This window comes from Mycobacterium sp. GA-2829 (assembly GCF_001499965.1).
Lineage (GTDB): Bacteria > Actinomycetota > Actinomycetes > Mycobacteriales > Mycobacteriaceae > Mycobacterium.
Window position 1 is genome coordinate 19297 of the sequence record NZ_LQIT01000020.1, and the last position, 13783, is coordinate 33079.

Annotated in this window: 15 protein-coding genes and 1 pseudogene; 4 read left to right on the forward strand and 12 right to left on the reverse strand. The window is 70.4% G+C overall.

Annotated elements, in window-relative coordinates; all coding sequences use genetic code 11:
• Window positions 1–24: 24 nt before the first annotated feature.
• The 4 genes from AU194_RS13630 to pyrR are packed head-to-tail and all read right to left on the reverse strand — an operon-like array spanning window position 25 to window position 3375.
• Window positions 25–525: a hypothetical protein gene (locus AU194_RS13630; protein WP_059089791.1), complete on the reverse strand. Its 501-nt coding sequence runs from the start codon at window positions 523–525 to the stop codon at window positions 25–27.
• Complete coding sequence (locus tag AU194_RS13635; protein ID WP_059089792.1) at window positions 522–1853, reverse strand: dihydroorotase; 1332 nt, start codon at window positions 1851–1853, stop codon at window positions 522–524. The genes AU194_RS13630 and AU194_RS13635 overlap by 4 nt, the downstream gene beginning before the upstream one ends.
• Entirely contained in the window at window positions 1850–2800 is a 951-nt protein-coding gene (locus AU194_RS13640; RefSeq protein WP_059089793.1) for an aspartate carbamoyltransferase catalytic subunit, read from the reverse strand. The genes AU194_RS13635 and AU194_RS13640 overlap by 4 nt, the downstream gene beginning before the upstream one ends.
• Complete coding sequence (pyrR, locus tag AU194_RS13645; protein WP_059089794.1) at window positions 2797–3375, reverse strand: bifunctional pyr operon transcriptional regulator/uracil phosphoribosyltransferase PyrR; 579 nt, start codon at window positions 3373–3375, stop codon at window positions 2797–2799. The genes AU194_RS13640 and pyrR overlap by 4 nt, the downstream gene beginning before the upstream one ends.
• Before the next feature lie 112 nt (window positions 3376–3487).
• On the opposite strand from pyrR, the gene AU194_RS13650 reads away from it, so the two are divergent.
• Both AU194_RS13650 and AU194_RS13655 read left to right on the forward strand, forming a co-directional pair.
• Window positions 3488–4705: a serine hydrolase gene (locus AU194_RS13650; RefSeq protein WP_059089795.1), complete on the forward strand. Its 1218-nt coding sequence runs from the start codon at window positions 3488–3490 to the stop codon at window positions 4703–4705.
• A 35-nt stretch (window positions 4706–4740) separates the two neighbouring features.
• Entirely contained in the window at window positions 4741–5967 is a 1227-nt protein-coding gene (locus AU194_RS13655; protein ID WP_059089796.1) for an FAD-dependent monooxygenase, read from the forward strand.
• Between the two features lie 7 nt (window positions 5968–5974).
• Here AU194_RS13655 and nusB read toward each other — a convergent pair whose 3' ends face one another.
• From nusB to AU194_RS13670, 3 genes are read right to left on the reverse strand one after another with little or no spacing between them, the layout of a single operon-like run.
• Window positions 5975–6463, reverse strand: a complete 489-nt coding sequence (nusB, locus tag AU194_RS13660) for a transcription antitermination factor NusB (RefSeq protein ID WP_059089797.1) — start codon at window positions 6461–6463, stop codon at window positions 5975–5977.
• Between the two features lie 2 nt (window positions 6464–6465).
• Window positions 6466–7029 carry an elongation factor P gene (efp, locus tag AU194_RS13665; protein ID WP_059089798.1) on the reverse strand — a complete coding sequence of 188 codons (564 nt, stop codon included), beginning with the start codon at window positions 7027–7029 and terminating at the stop codon, window positions 6466–6468.
• Window positions 7030–7056: 27 nt separating this feature from the next.
• Entirely contained in the window at window positions 7057–8157 is a 1101-nt protein-coding gene (locus AU194_RS13670; RefSeq protein ID WP_059089799.1) for an aminopeptidase P family protein, read from the reverse strand.
• A 33-nt stretch (window positions 8158–8190) separates the two neighbouring features.
• Here AU194_RS13670 and AU194_RS13675 point away from each other — a divergent pair, with 33 nt between their 5' ends.
• Complete coding sequence (locus AU194_RS13675) at window positions 8191–8733, forward strand: B-4DMT family transporter (protein ID WP_059089800.1); 543 nt, start codon at window positions 8191–8193, stop codon at window positions 8731–8733.
• On the opposite strand, the gene aroQ is transcribed toward AU194_RS13675, so the two are convergent.
• The 4 genes and pseudogenes from aroQ to aroC all read right to left on the reverse strand — a co-directional run bounded on the left by aroQ (window position 8730) and on the right by aroC (window position 12173).
• Window positions 8730–9170 carry a type II 3-dehydroquinate dehydratase gene (aroQ, locus tag AU194_RS13680; RefSeq protein WP_059089801.1) on the reverse strand — a complete coding sequence of 147 codons (441 nt, stop codon included), beginning with the start codon at window positions 9168–9170 and terminating at the stop codon, window positions 8730–8732. The two genes, AU194_RS13675 and aroQ, sit on opposite strands and share 4 nt — an antisense overlap.
• A complete protein-coding gene (gene aroB / locus AU194_RS13685) occupies window positions 9167–10249 on the reverse strand; it encodes a 3-dehydroquinate synthase (protein ID WP_059089802.1) in 1083 nt (360 codons plus the stop codon). The genes aroQ and aroB overlap by 4 nt, the downstream gene beginning before the upstream one ends.
• A gap of 209 nt (window positions 10250–10458) precedes the next feature.
• Window positions 10459–10959: pseudogene (locus AU194_RS13690) on the reverse strand (shikimate kinase); the annotation flags it as partial.
• A complete protein-coding gene (gene aroC, locus AU194_RS13695) occupies window positions 10959–12173 on the reverse strand; it encodes a chorismate synthase (protein ID WP_059089856.1) in 1215 nt (404 codons plus the stop codon). The gene aroC and the pseudogene AU194_RS13690, both read right to left, overlap by 1 nt.
• An 88-nt stretch (window positions 12174–12261) precedes the next feature.
• Between aroC and AU194_RS13700 the strand changes: the two genes are divergently transcribed.
• Window positions 12262–13287: an NADPH:quinone reductase gene (locus AU194_RS13700; protein WP_059089804.1), complete on the forward strand. Its 1026-nt coding sequence runs from the start codon at window positions 12262–12264 to the stop codon at window positions 13285–13287.
• Window positions 13288–13360: 73 nt separating this feature from the next.
• Here the strand turns inward: AU194_RS13700 and AU194_RS13705 are convergent, their stop codons facing one another.
• A complete protein-coding gene (locus AU194_RS13705) occupies window positions 13361–13777 on the reverse strand; it encodes an A24 family peptidase (RefSeq protein ID WP_059089805.1) in 417 nt (138 codons plus the stop codon).
• Window positions 13778–13783: the final 6 nt, after the last annotated feature.

The window sequence follows — 13783 nt, forward strand, 5'->3', positions numbered from 1 at the left end:
GCGATCCGCTTCGCTTCTCGCTAGTCACGCTTTTTCCTCCAGCCAGCGGTCGTAATCAGTGCGGTCGTCGCCGCGAAAACCGGTGTCGATCTCAGTGCCCGACGGCAGCCGCCACCTGATCGCCAGAATCCCGTCGTGGGTGAGCGCCTTGCCCACCATGCCGCGTTCGGTGCGGATCGCCGTCACCGATTCGGCGGGGATCCAGATCGGGTGCGCGCCGCTGCGCTGCACCATGATCCCTTCGGGATAACGGGTCAGCACCGCCTTCGTGCGGTAACCGAGGTCGCCTACAACGATACGGTCGTGCCAGTTCGGCGCGAACGTGCTGCCCACATAGAGACCCTTGAGCGGCGGCAGGTCCGCCTGCCCGACGGTGTCCGGCAGCGGCGGCAGCTTGCCGATGAGCTCGACCTGTCGCTGCGCCTTCCCGCGCCAGCCCCGCATCATGGCGCGGATCAGCAGGCCGATCACCACGACCAGGATCGCCGCGACGATCAGCGATGCGACGAGCGTGCCGGTGTTCACAGGACCGATCCCCCGGTCGCTTCGCTCCTGCCCGCCGATACCGGGCTCTTCCCGTCGCGTGCGGTCACCTTGCCCCGCAACATGGTCAGCGTGACCACCCCGGGCAACGTCATCTCCTCGTACGGGGTGTTGTCCGAACGGCTGGCCAGCGCGGCGCCGCTGACCGTCCAGGTCGCGTCGGGGTCGACGACGGTCAGGTTGGCCGGCTCCCCCACCTCCAGCGGGCGGCCCTGATCGGGCAGCCCGACGATGCGGGCCGGTGCCTCGCTCATCACGCGGGCGACGTCGCGCCAGGTCAGCAGGCCCGGCGCGACCATCGTCTCCACGACCACCGATAGCGCCGTCTGCAGCCCGAGCATGCCGGGGCGGGCGGAGGCGAACTCGCACATCTTCTCGTGTTCGGCGTGCGGGGCGTGGTCGGTGGCCACACAGTCGATCACCCCGTCGGCCAGCGCCCGGCGCAGTGCCTCGGCGTCGGAGGCCTCGCGCAGCGGCGGGTTGACCCGGTTACGGCCGTCGTAGCTGGCCAGACGGGTGTCGTCGAGCAGCAGGTGGTGCGGGGTGACCTCGGCGGTGATCGCGATGCCGTGATCCTTCGCCCACGTGAGCAGTTCGACGGTGCCCGCGGTGGAGGCGTGGCAGATGTGTACGCGCGCGCCGGCGTCGCGGGCCAGCAGGGCGTCGCGAATCACGATCGACTCCTCGGCGGCGCGCGGCCAGCCGGCCAGACCGAGGCGCGCGGCGTTGGGTCCCTCGTGCGCGACGGCGCCGACCGTCAGCCGGGGTTCCTCGGCATGCTGGGCGATCAGCACCCCGAGCCCGGAGGCGTATTCGAGGGCGCGCCGCATGACCAGCGGATCGTCGACGCAGACCCCGTCGTCGGAGAACATCCGCACCTGCCCGGCGCCGGCGGCCATCATGCCCATCTCGGTGAGCTGTTTGCCCTCCAGGCCCATGGTGATGGCGCCGACCGGGTGCACGTCGACCAATCCGACCTGTTGACCGCGGTGCCACACGTGGTCGGTGACCACCGGGCTGTCGGCCACCGGGGTGGTGTTGGCCATCGCGAACACGGCGGTGTAGCCACCGAGAGCCGCTGCGGCAGAACCGGTCTCGATGTCCTCGGCGTACTCGCGGCCGGGTTCGCGCAGGTGGGTGTGCAGGTCGACGAAACCGGGCAGGAGGATCTGACCGTGGGCGTCGACGGCGTCCGCGTCCTCGGGCAGCTCGAGCCCTAAGCCGATGGCGGCGATCTGACCATCCTCGACCAGCACGTCGACGGGGTCGCCCTCGCCGTAGGGGCGGACGCCCCGGATCACGACGCTCATGCGCTGATCGCCTCCTGTTCGGCACCGACGAGCAGATGGAACAGCACCGCCATGCGGACGTGCACACCATTCGAAACCTGTTGCAGCACAGCTGATTGCGGGGAGTCGGCCACGGAGAACGAGATCTCCATACCGCGCACCATCGGACCGGGGTGCAGCACCACCGCCGAATCCGACAGCAGCGCCTGCCGCTTCTCCGACAGGCCGTAGCGCACCGAGTACTCCCGCGCCGACGGGAAGAACGCGCCGTTCATCCGCTCGGCCTGTACCCGCAGCATCAGCACGGCGTCGGCCGCGGGCAACTCGGCGTCGAGTTCGTGCGACACCGTCACCGGCCACTGCTGCACCCCCACCGGGAGCAGCGTCGGCGGCGCCACCAGCACCACCTCCGCGCCCAGGGTGTGCAGCAGATGCACGTTCGAGCGCGCGACGCGGCTGTGCAGCACGTCGCCGACGATCACCACGCGGCGGCCCTCGATCCCGCCGAGCCGCTGACGCAGGGTGAGCGCGTCGAGCAGCGCCTGGGTCGGGTGCTCGTGGGCGCCGTCACCGGCGTTGATCACGGAAGGTCCGCCCTCGTCGGTGGCCGTCCACTGCGCGAGCTGCTGGGCGGCCCCCGACGCCGGGTGCCGGATGATCAGCGCGTCGGCGCCCGCCGCGCGCAGGGTCAGCGCGGTGTCGCGCAGCGATTCTCCTTTGGAGACAGATGATCCCGATGCGCTGACGTTGATCACGTCGGCGCTCATCCACTTGCCCGCCACCTCGAAGGACACCCGGGTGCGGGTCGAGTTCTCGTAGAACATCGTGATCACCGTGCGGCCGCGCAGCGTCGGCAGCTTCTTGACCTCACGCCCCAGCAGCGCCTGGCGGAACCGGTCGGCGTCGTCGAGGATCGCGGTCGCCTCGTCTCGCGTCAGATCGGCCGCGCTCAGCAGATGTCGAGTCATCGCTTCGGCCCTCCGTACGGTGCGATCCAAATGCCTTCCACCTCGTCGGTCTCGGCGAGCCGCACCTTGACGTTCTCACTGCGCGACGTCGGTACGTTCTTGCCGACGTAATCGGCGCGCAACGGCAGTTCGCGGTGACCGCGGTCGACGAGCACCGCGAGTTGGACGGCGGCCGGACGGCCGAGGTCGCGCAGCGCATCAAGTGCGGCACGTACCGACCGGCCGGTGTACAGCACGTCGTCGACGAGGATCACCAGCGCGTTGTCGATGCCGCCCGCGGGGATCGAGGTGTCCGCCAGCGGCCGTGGCGGTTTGGTGCCCAGATCGTCGCGGTAGAGCGTGATGTCGAGCCCACCGTGCGGAACCGTCACATCCGAGAAGGTCTTGATCCGCTCGGCGAGCCGGGTCGCCAGGGTGACCCCGCGCGTCGGGATGCCGAGCAGCACCACCCGCGGTGCGTCGGCCTCGCCGTCGAGTGCGGTCTTCTCGATGATCTGGTGCGCGATGCGGGAAATGGTGCGGCCCACGTCCGCCGCGGTCATCAATTCCCGGTCAGGGTTGTCAGGACTGCCCACGCGCGATCCAGACCTCCTTCTCCGCCTCGCCGGACGGATCGTTAAAGGATGCCAAACTGCGCAAAGCCTACCAGTCGAGCGACCACGTCCCCGCAGTGGTTAGCCTGGCTTGATGAACCCGGCAGGCAATCTGAATGGCAATCAGGCCTCCATCCGTGAGGCCATCGACGCCGGACTGCTCTCCGGCGCCGTCACGCTGGTCTGGCAGGGCGGGCGCGTGGTGCAGGTGAACGAACTCGGACACCGGGATGTCACCGCGCAGCTGCCGATGCAGCGCGACACGATCTTCCGCATCGCCTCGATGACCAAACCGATCACGGTCGCCGCGGCGATGACGCTGCTCGAGCAGGGGCGCTTGGCGCTCACCGATCCAGTGACGCGGTGGCTGCCCGAACTGGCCGACATGCAGGTGCTCGACGCCCCGGGGGGCCCGTTGGACAAAACCCACCGCGCACGCCGGGACATCACCGTCGACGACCTAATGACCCACCGCAGCGGGCTCGCCTACTTCTTCTCCGTCGCCGGACCGCTGGCCAAGGCATACGGGCGGATCTCGGCACGGCAGAACCCCGATTCGTGGCTCGCGGAGATCGGGGCGCTGCCGCTACAGCACCAGCCGGGTGACCGGCTCACCTACAGCAACGCCACCGATGTGCTGGGCATCCTGCTCGAGCGCATCGAGGGCAGGTCGCTGCAGGAGGTGCTCACCGAACGCGTGCTCGGCCCACTGGGCATGGCCGACACCGCGTTCTACGTGGCGCCGCAGAACCGCGCCCGCGTCGCCACCATGTACAAGCTCATGGACGACAACACGCTCAGCCACGACGCGATGGGGCCGCCGGCCACCACACCGCCGCCGTTCTGCATGGGCGGGGCGAACCTGTTCTCCACCGCCGACGACTACCTGCGCTTCGCGCGGATGCTGCTGGCCGGCGGCGAACTCGACGGGGTGCGCGTGCTGTCGGAGGACTCGGTGCGATCGATGCGCACCGACCGGTTGACCCCCGAGCAGAAGCAGCACCCGTTCCTCGGCATGCCGTTCTGGCTGGGCCGCGGATTCGGCCTGAACCTGTCGGTGGTGACGGACCCGTCGCGGTCGCGTCAGCTGTTCGGGCCCGGCGGGCTCGGCACGTTCAGCTGGCCCGGCGCGTACGGCACCTGGTGGCAGGCCGATCCCAGCGCCGACCTGATCGTGCTCTACCTCATCCAGAACCTGCCCAACTTCGGCGCCGACGCCGCCGCGGCGGTCGCGGGCAACACCTCGTTGATGAAGCTGCAGTCGGTGCAGCCGAAGTTCCTGCGACGCACCTACTCCGCACTCGGAATCTGACGTCACTGCCGCGTCCGCGCGGTTAGCCTGTCGCCATGTCAGCACCGACCGTCCTGATCAGCGGCGCCGGGATCGCCGGACCCGGCCTCGGATTGTGGTTGACCCGCAACGGGTTTCGTGTCGTCATCGCGGAGATCGCCGATGGCATCCGGCCCGGCGGGCAGACCGTCGACCTGCGCGGCGCGGGCGCCGACGTGGTCGAGCGGATGGGACTGCTCGGCGAGATGAAGCGCCGCGCGTTGTTCCAGCGCGGGATCGCGTGGGTGCGGTCGGACGGGCGCCGCCGCTCCGAGATGCCGGTGACGGCGTTCGACGGCAACGGGCCGGTGTCGAAGCTGGAGATCCTGCGCGGCGACCTCGTCGAGGTGCTGTACGAGGCGACCAAGGACAGCTGCGAATACCGGTTCGGCACCCGGATCGCCGCGCTGGCCGAACACGACGCGGGTGTGGACGTCACGTTCGAGGACGGCTCCGAGATGCAAGCCGACCTCGTCGTCGGCGCGGACGGACCGCATTCGGCGGTGCGCCGACTCGTGTTCGGCCCCGAGGAGCGGTTCGTCACCCCGCTCGGCGGCTACAACGCGTGGTTCTCCGCACCCGACACGGTCGGCCTGGACGGCTGGTACCTGATGTACCAGGCGCCGGGCGGGCTCAACGCATCGATGCGGCCGTCGCACGATCCGTCGATGGTCAAGGCCAGCCTGTCGTTCCGGTCGGAGCCGATCACCTACGACCGCCGCGATCTCGCCGAGCAGCGCAAGATCCTGCGGGACCGCTTCGCCGGCGCGGGCTGGCAGTGCGACGCGCTGGTGGCCGCCGCCGAGGAGGCCTCTGACTTCTACTTCGACTCGTTCACCCAGGTGAAGATGGGGGCGTGGTCCAGTGACCGGGTCACGCTGGTCGGTGACGCCGGATATTGCGCGTCCCCGCTGAGCGGGATGGGCACCAGCCTGGCCCTGGTCGGCGGGTACCTGCTGGCCGGCGAATTGGGTCCGGGGACAACCGATTTGACCGTGGACCGGCTGCGGGCGACGTTTCGTCGGTACGACGCCGTCATGCGGCCCTACGTGGACCGCTGCCAGAAACTGAACAACACCCTCGACCGGTACGCGCCGCTGACGGAGAAGGCGATCAATGAGAACGCCGCGGCGATGAAGTGGATGCAACGCTGGCCGCTGCGCCCCGTCGCGTCGCGGCTTTGGTTCCGCACCGCCGACGCGATCACCCTGCCGGATTACGCGCACTCGATGAGCGGGCGGTGACGGCGGCTCAGCCCTCGGTCGACCCCTGCGCCGACTCCCGCACCGCCTGCGAGGCCGCCCGGATCTGCGGCGTCACCAGCATCACCTGGCCCAGCACGCCGTTCACAAAACCGGGCGACTCATCGGTCGACAGCTGCTTGGCCAGCTCGACCGCCTCGTCGACCGCGACGGGTTCGGGAACGTCGCTGGCGTGCAGCAGTTCCCACACCGCGACCCGCAGGATGGCGCGGTCGACGGCGGGCAGCCGGTCGAGCGTCCAGCCCTGCAGGTGCGCGGAGATGAGGTCGTCGATATGGGCTCGGTGGTCGGTCACCCCACGCGCAACGGTCACGGTGTACGGGTTCAGCGAAGTCACGTCGGGCTGGGTTCCGGCCAGTTTGTTGCGCGCGGTCGCCACCTCGGCGGCGGTCAACCCGCGTGCCTCCGCCTCGAACAGCAGGTCGACGGCGCGTTTACGGGCCTGATGTCGGCCCCGGTCGGGCCTGCGGTCAGACATGGTCAGCTGTTGACGCGGCCGAGGTAGCTGCCGTCGCGCGAATCGACCTTCAGCTTGTCCCCGGTGTTGATGAACAGCGGCACCTGGATCTCGGCGCCGGTCTCCATGGTCGCCGGCTTGGTGCCCGCGCTGGACCGGTCACCCTGCAGGCCGGGCTCGGTGTGGGTGACCAGGAGTTCGACGGTCACCGGCAGTTCCAGGTACAGCGGCACGCCGTCGTGGAAGGCGATCTGCACCGGCATGCTCTCGAGCAGGAAGTCCGCGGCGCGGCCGACCAGCGCCTCCGGCAGCGGGTGCTGCTCGTAGTCCTCGGAGTCCATGAACACGAAGTCGGACCCGTCGCGGTACAGGTAGGTCGCGTCGCGGCGGTCGACGGTGGCGGTCTCCACCTTCACGCCGGCGTTGTAGGTCTTGTCGACGACCTTGCCGGACACCACGTTCTTGAGCTTCGTGCGCACGAACGCCGGGCCCTTACCGGGCTTCACGTGCTGGAATTCGACGATCTGCCACAGCTGGCCGTCGATCTGCAGGACGAGCCCATTCTTGAAGTCGGCGGTCGATGCCACGGTCGGTAGATCTCCTAGCTCTCTGTGTCAGAGGATGGCCAGTTCCTTGGGGAACCGGGTGAGTAAGTCGGGGGTGCCTGATCCTGTCCCCGTATCGGGGCCGACGACCAGCGTGTCCTCGATGCGGACACCGCCCCGGTCGGGCAGATAGACACCGGGCTCCACGGTCACCACGGAGCCAGCAAGCAGTGTACCGGCGGCGGCGGAGTTGATTCCCGGCGCTTCGTGGATCTGCAGTCCGACCCCGTGGCCGAGGCCGTGGCCGAAGTGTTCGGCGTGGCCCGCGTCGGCGATGACCTGGCGCGATGCGGCGTCCACATCAGACAACCGCACCCCCGCGGCCAGCGCATCGGTGCCCGCCCGCTGCGCGGTGGCGACCAGGTCGTAGATCTCGCGCTGCCAATCCTCGGCGCGGGCCAGCACGAACGTGCGCGTCATATCGGAGTGGTAGCCGCTGACCAGTGCCCCGAAGTCGATCTTGACGAAGTCGCCCTCGGCCAGCACGGCGTCGGTGGGCCGGTGGTGTGGGATCGCGGAGTTCGCCCCGGTCGCGACGATGGTCTCGAACGACGGACCGTCGGCGCCGTGGTCGAGCATCCGGGACTCCAGATCGCGGCGCACCTCCTTCTCGGTGCGTCCCGGCCGCAGCCCGCCTGCGTCGATGAGATCCCGCAGCGCGGCGTCGGCGGCCTCGCACGCCAACCGCAGCAGCGTGACCTCGCCGGCGTCCTTGACCTCCCGCAGCGCCTCGACGGTGCCCGCGGCGCGGACGAGTTCGGCCTCGCCCGCCGCGTCGAGCAGCCTGCGGTGCGCGTCGACGGTGACGACGTGGCTCTCGAAGCCGACGCGGCGCAACCCGTCGGCGGCGGCCCGGCCGGCCAGGTACGGCCCGCACGCCCGCTCGATGACCACCTCCGCGTCCGGGGACTGCTTGGCGGCCTGGGTGCGGTACCGGCCGTCGGTCGTCAGCACCGGGGTGGCATCGGACACGCGGACGAGCAACGCGGCGTTCGACCCGGTGAATCCGGACAGGTACCGGACGTTGTCCAGGTCTGTGACCAGCATCGCATCGAGGTCCGCGGCGGCCAGCCGGTCGCGCAGCCGGTCTCTACGCTGGGAAAGAGTCACAGCCGCTGACGGTACTCGCTACGCTGTTGCGCCATGAGCAAGTGGTTACTGCGCGGACTGGTGTTCGCGGCCCTGATGGTGATCGTCCGGTTGCTGCAGGGAGCGATGATCAACGCGTGGGAGACCAAGGCGGCGACGATCAGCCTGGTGCTGGTGGCGTTGTACGCGATCGTGGCGTTCCTGTGGGGCCTGTCAGACGGCCGTGGCGACGCCCGCCGCAACCCCGACCCGGACCGGCGTTCGGATCTGGCGATGACCTGGCTGCTGGCCGGTCTGTTCGCCGGGATCGTCAGCGGCTTCGTCGCGTGGCTGATCGGGGTGTTCTACAAGAACCTCTACGTCGAGGGCCTGCTGAACGAGGTCACCACGTTCGCGGCGTTCACCGCGCTGCTGACGTTCGTGCTGGCGATCATCGGCGTGGCGCTGGGCCGCTGGCTCGTCGACCGCAAGACGCCCGATCAGCCGCGCCGCAAAGAGGGTGAGGACGACGACCGCGCCGACACCGACGTGTTCGCCGCGGTGCGCCCCGACGGGCGCGACGACTCGGCGACCACCGAACAGCAGCAGCGCGCTTAACTGTCGGCGAGGTAGCGCAGCGCGAGCAGGTAGCCGCGCACGCCGAGGCCGACGATCACGCCGGTCGCGACCCCGCTCAGGTACGAGTGGTGCCGGAACTCCTCGCGCCGGTGCACGTTCGAGATGTGCACCTCGATCAGCGGCGCGCTCAGTTCGGCGCACGCATCGCGCAGCGCGACCGAGGTGTGGGTGAGCCCGCCGGCGTTGAGGATCACCGGTTCGCCGGCGTCGGCGGCCGCGTGGATCCAGCCGATGAGTTCGGCTTCGCTGTCGCTCTGGCGCACCGAGACTTTCAGCCCGAGGTCGGCGGCCTCCCGCTCGATCATCGCGACGAGGTCGGCGTGGGTGGTGCTGCCGTAGACGGCGGGTTCCCGACGGCCCAGGCGGCCGAGGTTGGGGCCGTTGATGACGTTGACTCTGCTCGTCGGCGCGCTCACTGGCTTCCGCCTACCACCGAGTACGCCGCGGCGAGCAGCGCCGGGTCGGGGCCTTCCAGGCGCCCCGGTTTGGCCAGCCCGTCGAGCACTACGAAGCGCAGCACCCCGGACCGGTTCTTCTTGTCACCGGCCATGTACTCCAACAGCTTCGGCAGCGCGTCGGGGTCGTAGCTCACCGGCAGCCCGAGCGCGGTGAGCACCGACCGGTGCCGGTCGGCGGTCTCGTCGTCGAGGCGGCCGGCCAGGCGCCCGAGTTCGGCGGCGAACACCAGACCCACCGACACCGCCGCGCCGTGGCGCCACTGGTAGCGCTCGCGGCGCTCGATCGCATGCGCCAGCGTGTGGCCGTAATTGAGGATCTCCCGCAGCGCCGACTCTTTCTCGTCGGCGGCCACCACCTCGGCCTTGACGGCGACCGACCGCCGGATCAGCTCGGGCAGAACGTCTTTGGTGGGGTCGACGGCGGACTCGGGGTCGGCTTCGATGAGGTCGAGGATCTGCGGGTCGGCGATGAAGCCGGCCTTCACGATCTCGGCCATCCCCGCGACGACCTCGTTGCGCGGCAACGTCTCCAGGGTCGCGAGGTCGACCAGCACCGCGGCGGGCTGATGAAACGCCCCGACGAGGTTCTTACCCGCGTCGGTGTTGATCCCGGTCTTCCCGCCGACCGCGGCGTCGACCATGCCGAGCAGGGTGGTCGGGACGTGCACGATGTCCACACCGCGCAGCCAGGTCGCGGCCACGAAACCCGCGACGTCGGTGGCCGCTCCCCCGCCGAGGCTGACGATCGCGTCTTTGCGGCCGACGCCGATCCGGCCGAGCACCTCCCAGACGTAGCCGACCACCGGCAGGTCCTTACCGGCCTCGGCGTCGGGGATCTCGATGCGGTGGGCGTCGATTCCCTTGTCGGCCAAATGGCTTCGTACCGCCTCGGCGGACACCGAGAGCGTCGGCTGGTGCAGGATCGCCACCTTGTGCCTGCCCTCGAGCAACCGGCCCAGGTCGCCGAGCAGCCCGGTGCCGATGATCACCGGGTAGGGCGGGTCGACCAGGACGTCGACGGTCACCGGCTCACTCACGTGTTCTTCTCCAGAGTCGTGTCGGGGTCCGGCGTCGGCGGCGTCCTGCGGGGCGCCATCATCGCCGGGGTGGGCGGACTGTCGGGGTCGCGCGGTTCCTTGGCCGCATCCCTGCGCCACGGCGGGCGGCGCCTGCGTCGTGGCCGCTTCGGGGCGGGTTTCACGGATTCCGTTGTCGCGTCGGCCTTTTCGCGACCGTGATCGGCCTTCTCGAGTCGGGTGACGATGTGGCGCACCACCGCGCCGGGGTTGCGGCGGTTGGTGTTGACGCGCAGGGTGGCCACCCGCCGGTACAGCGGGACGCGGGCCTCCATCAGCGATTTGTACTTCTCGGCGCGGTCGGGTCCAGCCAGCAGGGGTCGCACGGTGCTGCCGCCGGTGCGGCGCACCCCTTCGGCGGCGCTGATCTCCAGGTAGATCACGGTGTGCCCGGCCAGCGCCTCGCGCACGCCCGGCGTCGTGACGGCGCCACCGCCGAGGGACAGCACCCCGTCGTGGGTCTGCAGCGCCGAGCGGATGACCTCTTCCTCGATGCGCCGGAACTCCGCCTCACCGTCGGTGGCGAAGATGTCGGCGATCGTGCGGCCGGTGGTCTCCTCGATGGCGGCATCGGTGTCGAGCAGGGTCAGCCCCAGCGCCTTGGCGAGGCGTCGGCCGATGGTCGACTTGCCCGAGCCGGGCAGGCCGACCAGAACCGCCCGCGGCGCCATCAGCCCGACGCCTGCGCCCGCTGCGCCGTGGCCGGTTCGCGCTCGGCGACGGCCCGCAGATAGGACCGCACGTTGGACTGGGTTTCGGCGAGCGAGTCGCCGCCGAACTTGCGCAGCGCCGCACGGGCCACCACCAGCGCCACCATGGTCTCGACGACGACACCGGCGGCGGGCACCGCGCAGACATCGGAGCGCTGGTGGATGGCGACGGCCTCGTCACCGGTGGACATGTCCACGGTGGCCAGGGCGCGCGGCACGGTCGAGATGGGCTTCATCGCGGCGCGCACTCGCAGCGGCTGGCCGTTGGTCATACCGCCCTCGAGTCCGCCTGCCCGGTTGGTCGACCGTGTCACACCGTCGGGGCCGGGGTAGATCTCGTCATGCGCGACGCTGCCGCGGCGCCGGGCGGTCTCGAATCCGTCGCCGATCTCCACACCCTTGATGGCCTGAATACCCATCACGGCGGCGGCCAGCTGGCTGTCGAGGCGGTCGTCGCCGCTGGTGAACGAGCCGAGGCCGACCGGGAGTCCGGACACGACGACCTCGACGACCCCGCCCAGGGTGTCGCCGTCGCGTTTGGCGGCCTCGATCTCGGCGATCATCGACTTCTCGGCGGCCTCGTCGAAGGCGCGCACCGGGCTGTCGTCGATCGCGGCGAGGTCGGCCGGCGACGGCGGCGGACCGTCGTACGGGGTGGACGCGCCGATGGAGATGACGTGCGAGACGACCTCCACGCCGAGCGCCTGGCGCAGGAAGCTGCGCGCGACGGTGCCCACCGCGACGCGGGCGGCGGTCTCGCGGGCGCTGGCCCGTTCGAGCACCGGGCGCGCGTCGTCGAACCCGTACTTGAGCATGCCCGCGTAGTCGGCGTGGCCGGGCCGCGGCCGGGTCAACGGTGCGTTGCGGGCGATCTCGGCGAGTTCGGCGGGGTCCACCGGATCGGCGGCCATCACGGTCTCCCACTTCGGCCACTCGGTGTTGCCGATCTCGATCGCGATCGGCCCGCCGAGGGTGACGCCGTGCCGGACGCCGCCCAACATGGTGATCTCGTCCTGTTCGAACTTCATGCGGGCGCCGCGGCCGTAGCCGAGCCGCCTGCGCTTCAGCTGGGCGCCGATTTCCTCGGTCGTCAGCGAAACGCCCGCGACCATGCCCTCGAGCACGGCCACGAGCGCGCGGCCATGGGATTCACCGGCAGTGGTCCAACGCAACACGCGTGCCATCTTCCCATGACGTGCGGTTCCCGACTAAATCCGCCGATGCGCGCGGAACATCGAGCGCGGGGCCTCGGTTGTGCGTCGCATGAAAGCGATCACCTATGCCCGAACGGGCGACAGCTCCGTGCTCGAACTCCACGACCGTCCGGTGCCCGAGCCCGGCGACGGTGAGGTGCGGATCCGCGTCGTGTTCTCCGGGGTGAATCCCACCGACTGGAAGCACCGCCAGGGCGCGGGGCCGGGCGGCGCGCTCGAGTTCCCTGAGATCGTGCCGCACCACGACGGGGCCGGGGTGGTCGACGCGGTCGGCGCCGGGGTCACCGGGCTTGCGGGCGGTGACCGGGTGTGGGTGTACATGGCCCAGCATCAGCGCGCCGACGGCACCGCACAGGAGTACGTCGTGCTGCCCGCCGCCGCGGTGGTCCCGCTGCCCGAGGGCGTGGACTTGGAGGTCGGGGCGAGTCTCGGGGTGCCCGCGATCACCGCGCACCGCGCGCTCACGGTCGCCGAAGGGTGGCCGTCGCGGTTGCAGCCCGGCGCGCTGGAGGGTGCGACGGTGCTCGTCGCCGGTGGTGCGGGCGCGGTCGGACATGCCGCCATCCAGCTGGCCCGGTGGGCGGGCGCCCGGGTGATCACGACCGTGAGCACCCCGGAGAAGGAGGCGCTCGCAGCCGCGGCGGGTGCCCACCATGTCGTGAACTACAAGGCGGGTGACACCGCGAAGGCGATCCGGGAGATCGTCCCCGAAGGTGTCGACATCGTGGTCGAGGTGGCGCCCGCACCGAACGCCGCACTCGACGCGGCCGTGGTCAAGAACCGGGCGACGATCTCGATCTACGCCAACGACGGCGGGTCCAGCGTCGAACTCGACATCATCCCGAACATGTGGGTCAACGCCCGCTACCAGTTCCTGGTGCTCTACACCCTCGGCGAGGACGCGATGACCAACGCCCGCGACGACGTGGCGGCCGCGGTCCGCGACGGCGCGCTCGGCGTCGGGGAGAGCAACGGGCTGCCGCTGCACTACTTCCCCCTCGCCGAGACGGCGGCCGCCCACGACGCGGTCGAGCGCGGGGTGACCGGCAAGGTGCTGGTGCGGGTCAGCGACTGACCCTTCACGCCGACCGCACGGTTGTTGACGGGGTCTCTCGGGCGATGCGTACAACAACCGTGCGGTCGGTGTGTCAGAACAGCGTCAACGCGACCGCGGCGGCGCTGGCCACACACATCGAGGGCCCGTGCGGCACCGTGCGCACCCGGCGCGACAGCGCGGCCAGTGCGATCACGGCGGTGAGCAGCGGCGCGGCGAGGGCGGCCAGCAGCCAGACGTCGGGTCCGAAGGCGCCGGTCAACCCGCCGACTCCGAGCGCGAGCTTCGCATCACCGGCACCCATCGCGGCGGGGGCCAGCAGATGCGTGACGGCGTAGACCGTGAACAGCGCCGCGGCGCCGAGTACGGCGGGTGTCCCGCGCCCCGTCAGTGCGGCGCCGACGAGTATCGCCGCGGCGCCGGGCAGGGTCAGCCAGTTCGGGAGGCGCCGCCATCGGAGGTCGTACACGCTCAGCGCGCTGAGCCACGCCGCGACGCACCCGACCACCACTCGTCG

What these genes read in the sequence shown, in the direction of transcription:
- nusB (WP_059089797.1), bottom strand. Translation starts at nt 6,463, where the DNA reads ATGTCTGACCGCAGGCCCGACCGGGGCCGACATCAGGCCCGTAAACGC.
- AU194_RS13640 (WP_059089793.1), bottom strand. Translation starts at nt 2,800, where the DNA reads ATGACTCGACATCTGCTGAGCGCGGCCGATCTGACGCGAGACGAGGCG.
- AU194_RS13700 (WP_059089804.1), top strand. Translation starts at nt 12,262, where the DNA reads ATGAAAGCGATCACCTATGCCCGAACGGGCGACAGCTCCGTGCTCGAA.
- AU194_RS13650 (WP_059089795.1), top strand. Translation starts at nt 3,488, where the DNA reads ATGAACCCGGCAGGCAATCTGAATGGCAATCAGGCCTCCATCCGTGAG.
- AU194_RS13635 (WP_059089792.1), bottom strand. Translation starts at nt 1,853, where the DNA reads ATGAGCGTCGTGATCCGGGGCGTCCGCCCCTACGGCGAGGGCGACCCC.
- AU194_RS13675 (WP_059089800.1), top strand. Translation starts at nt 8,191, where the DNA reads ATGAGCAAGTGGTTACTGCGCGGACTGGTGTTCGCGGCCCTGATGGTG.
- AU194_RS13655 (WP_059089796.1), top strand. Translation starts at nt 4,741, where the DNA reads ATGTCAGCACCGACCGTCCTGATCAGCGGCGCCGGGATCGCCGGACCC.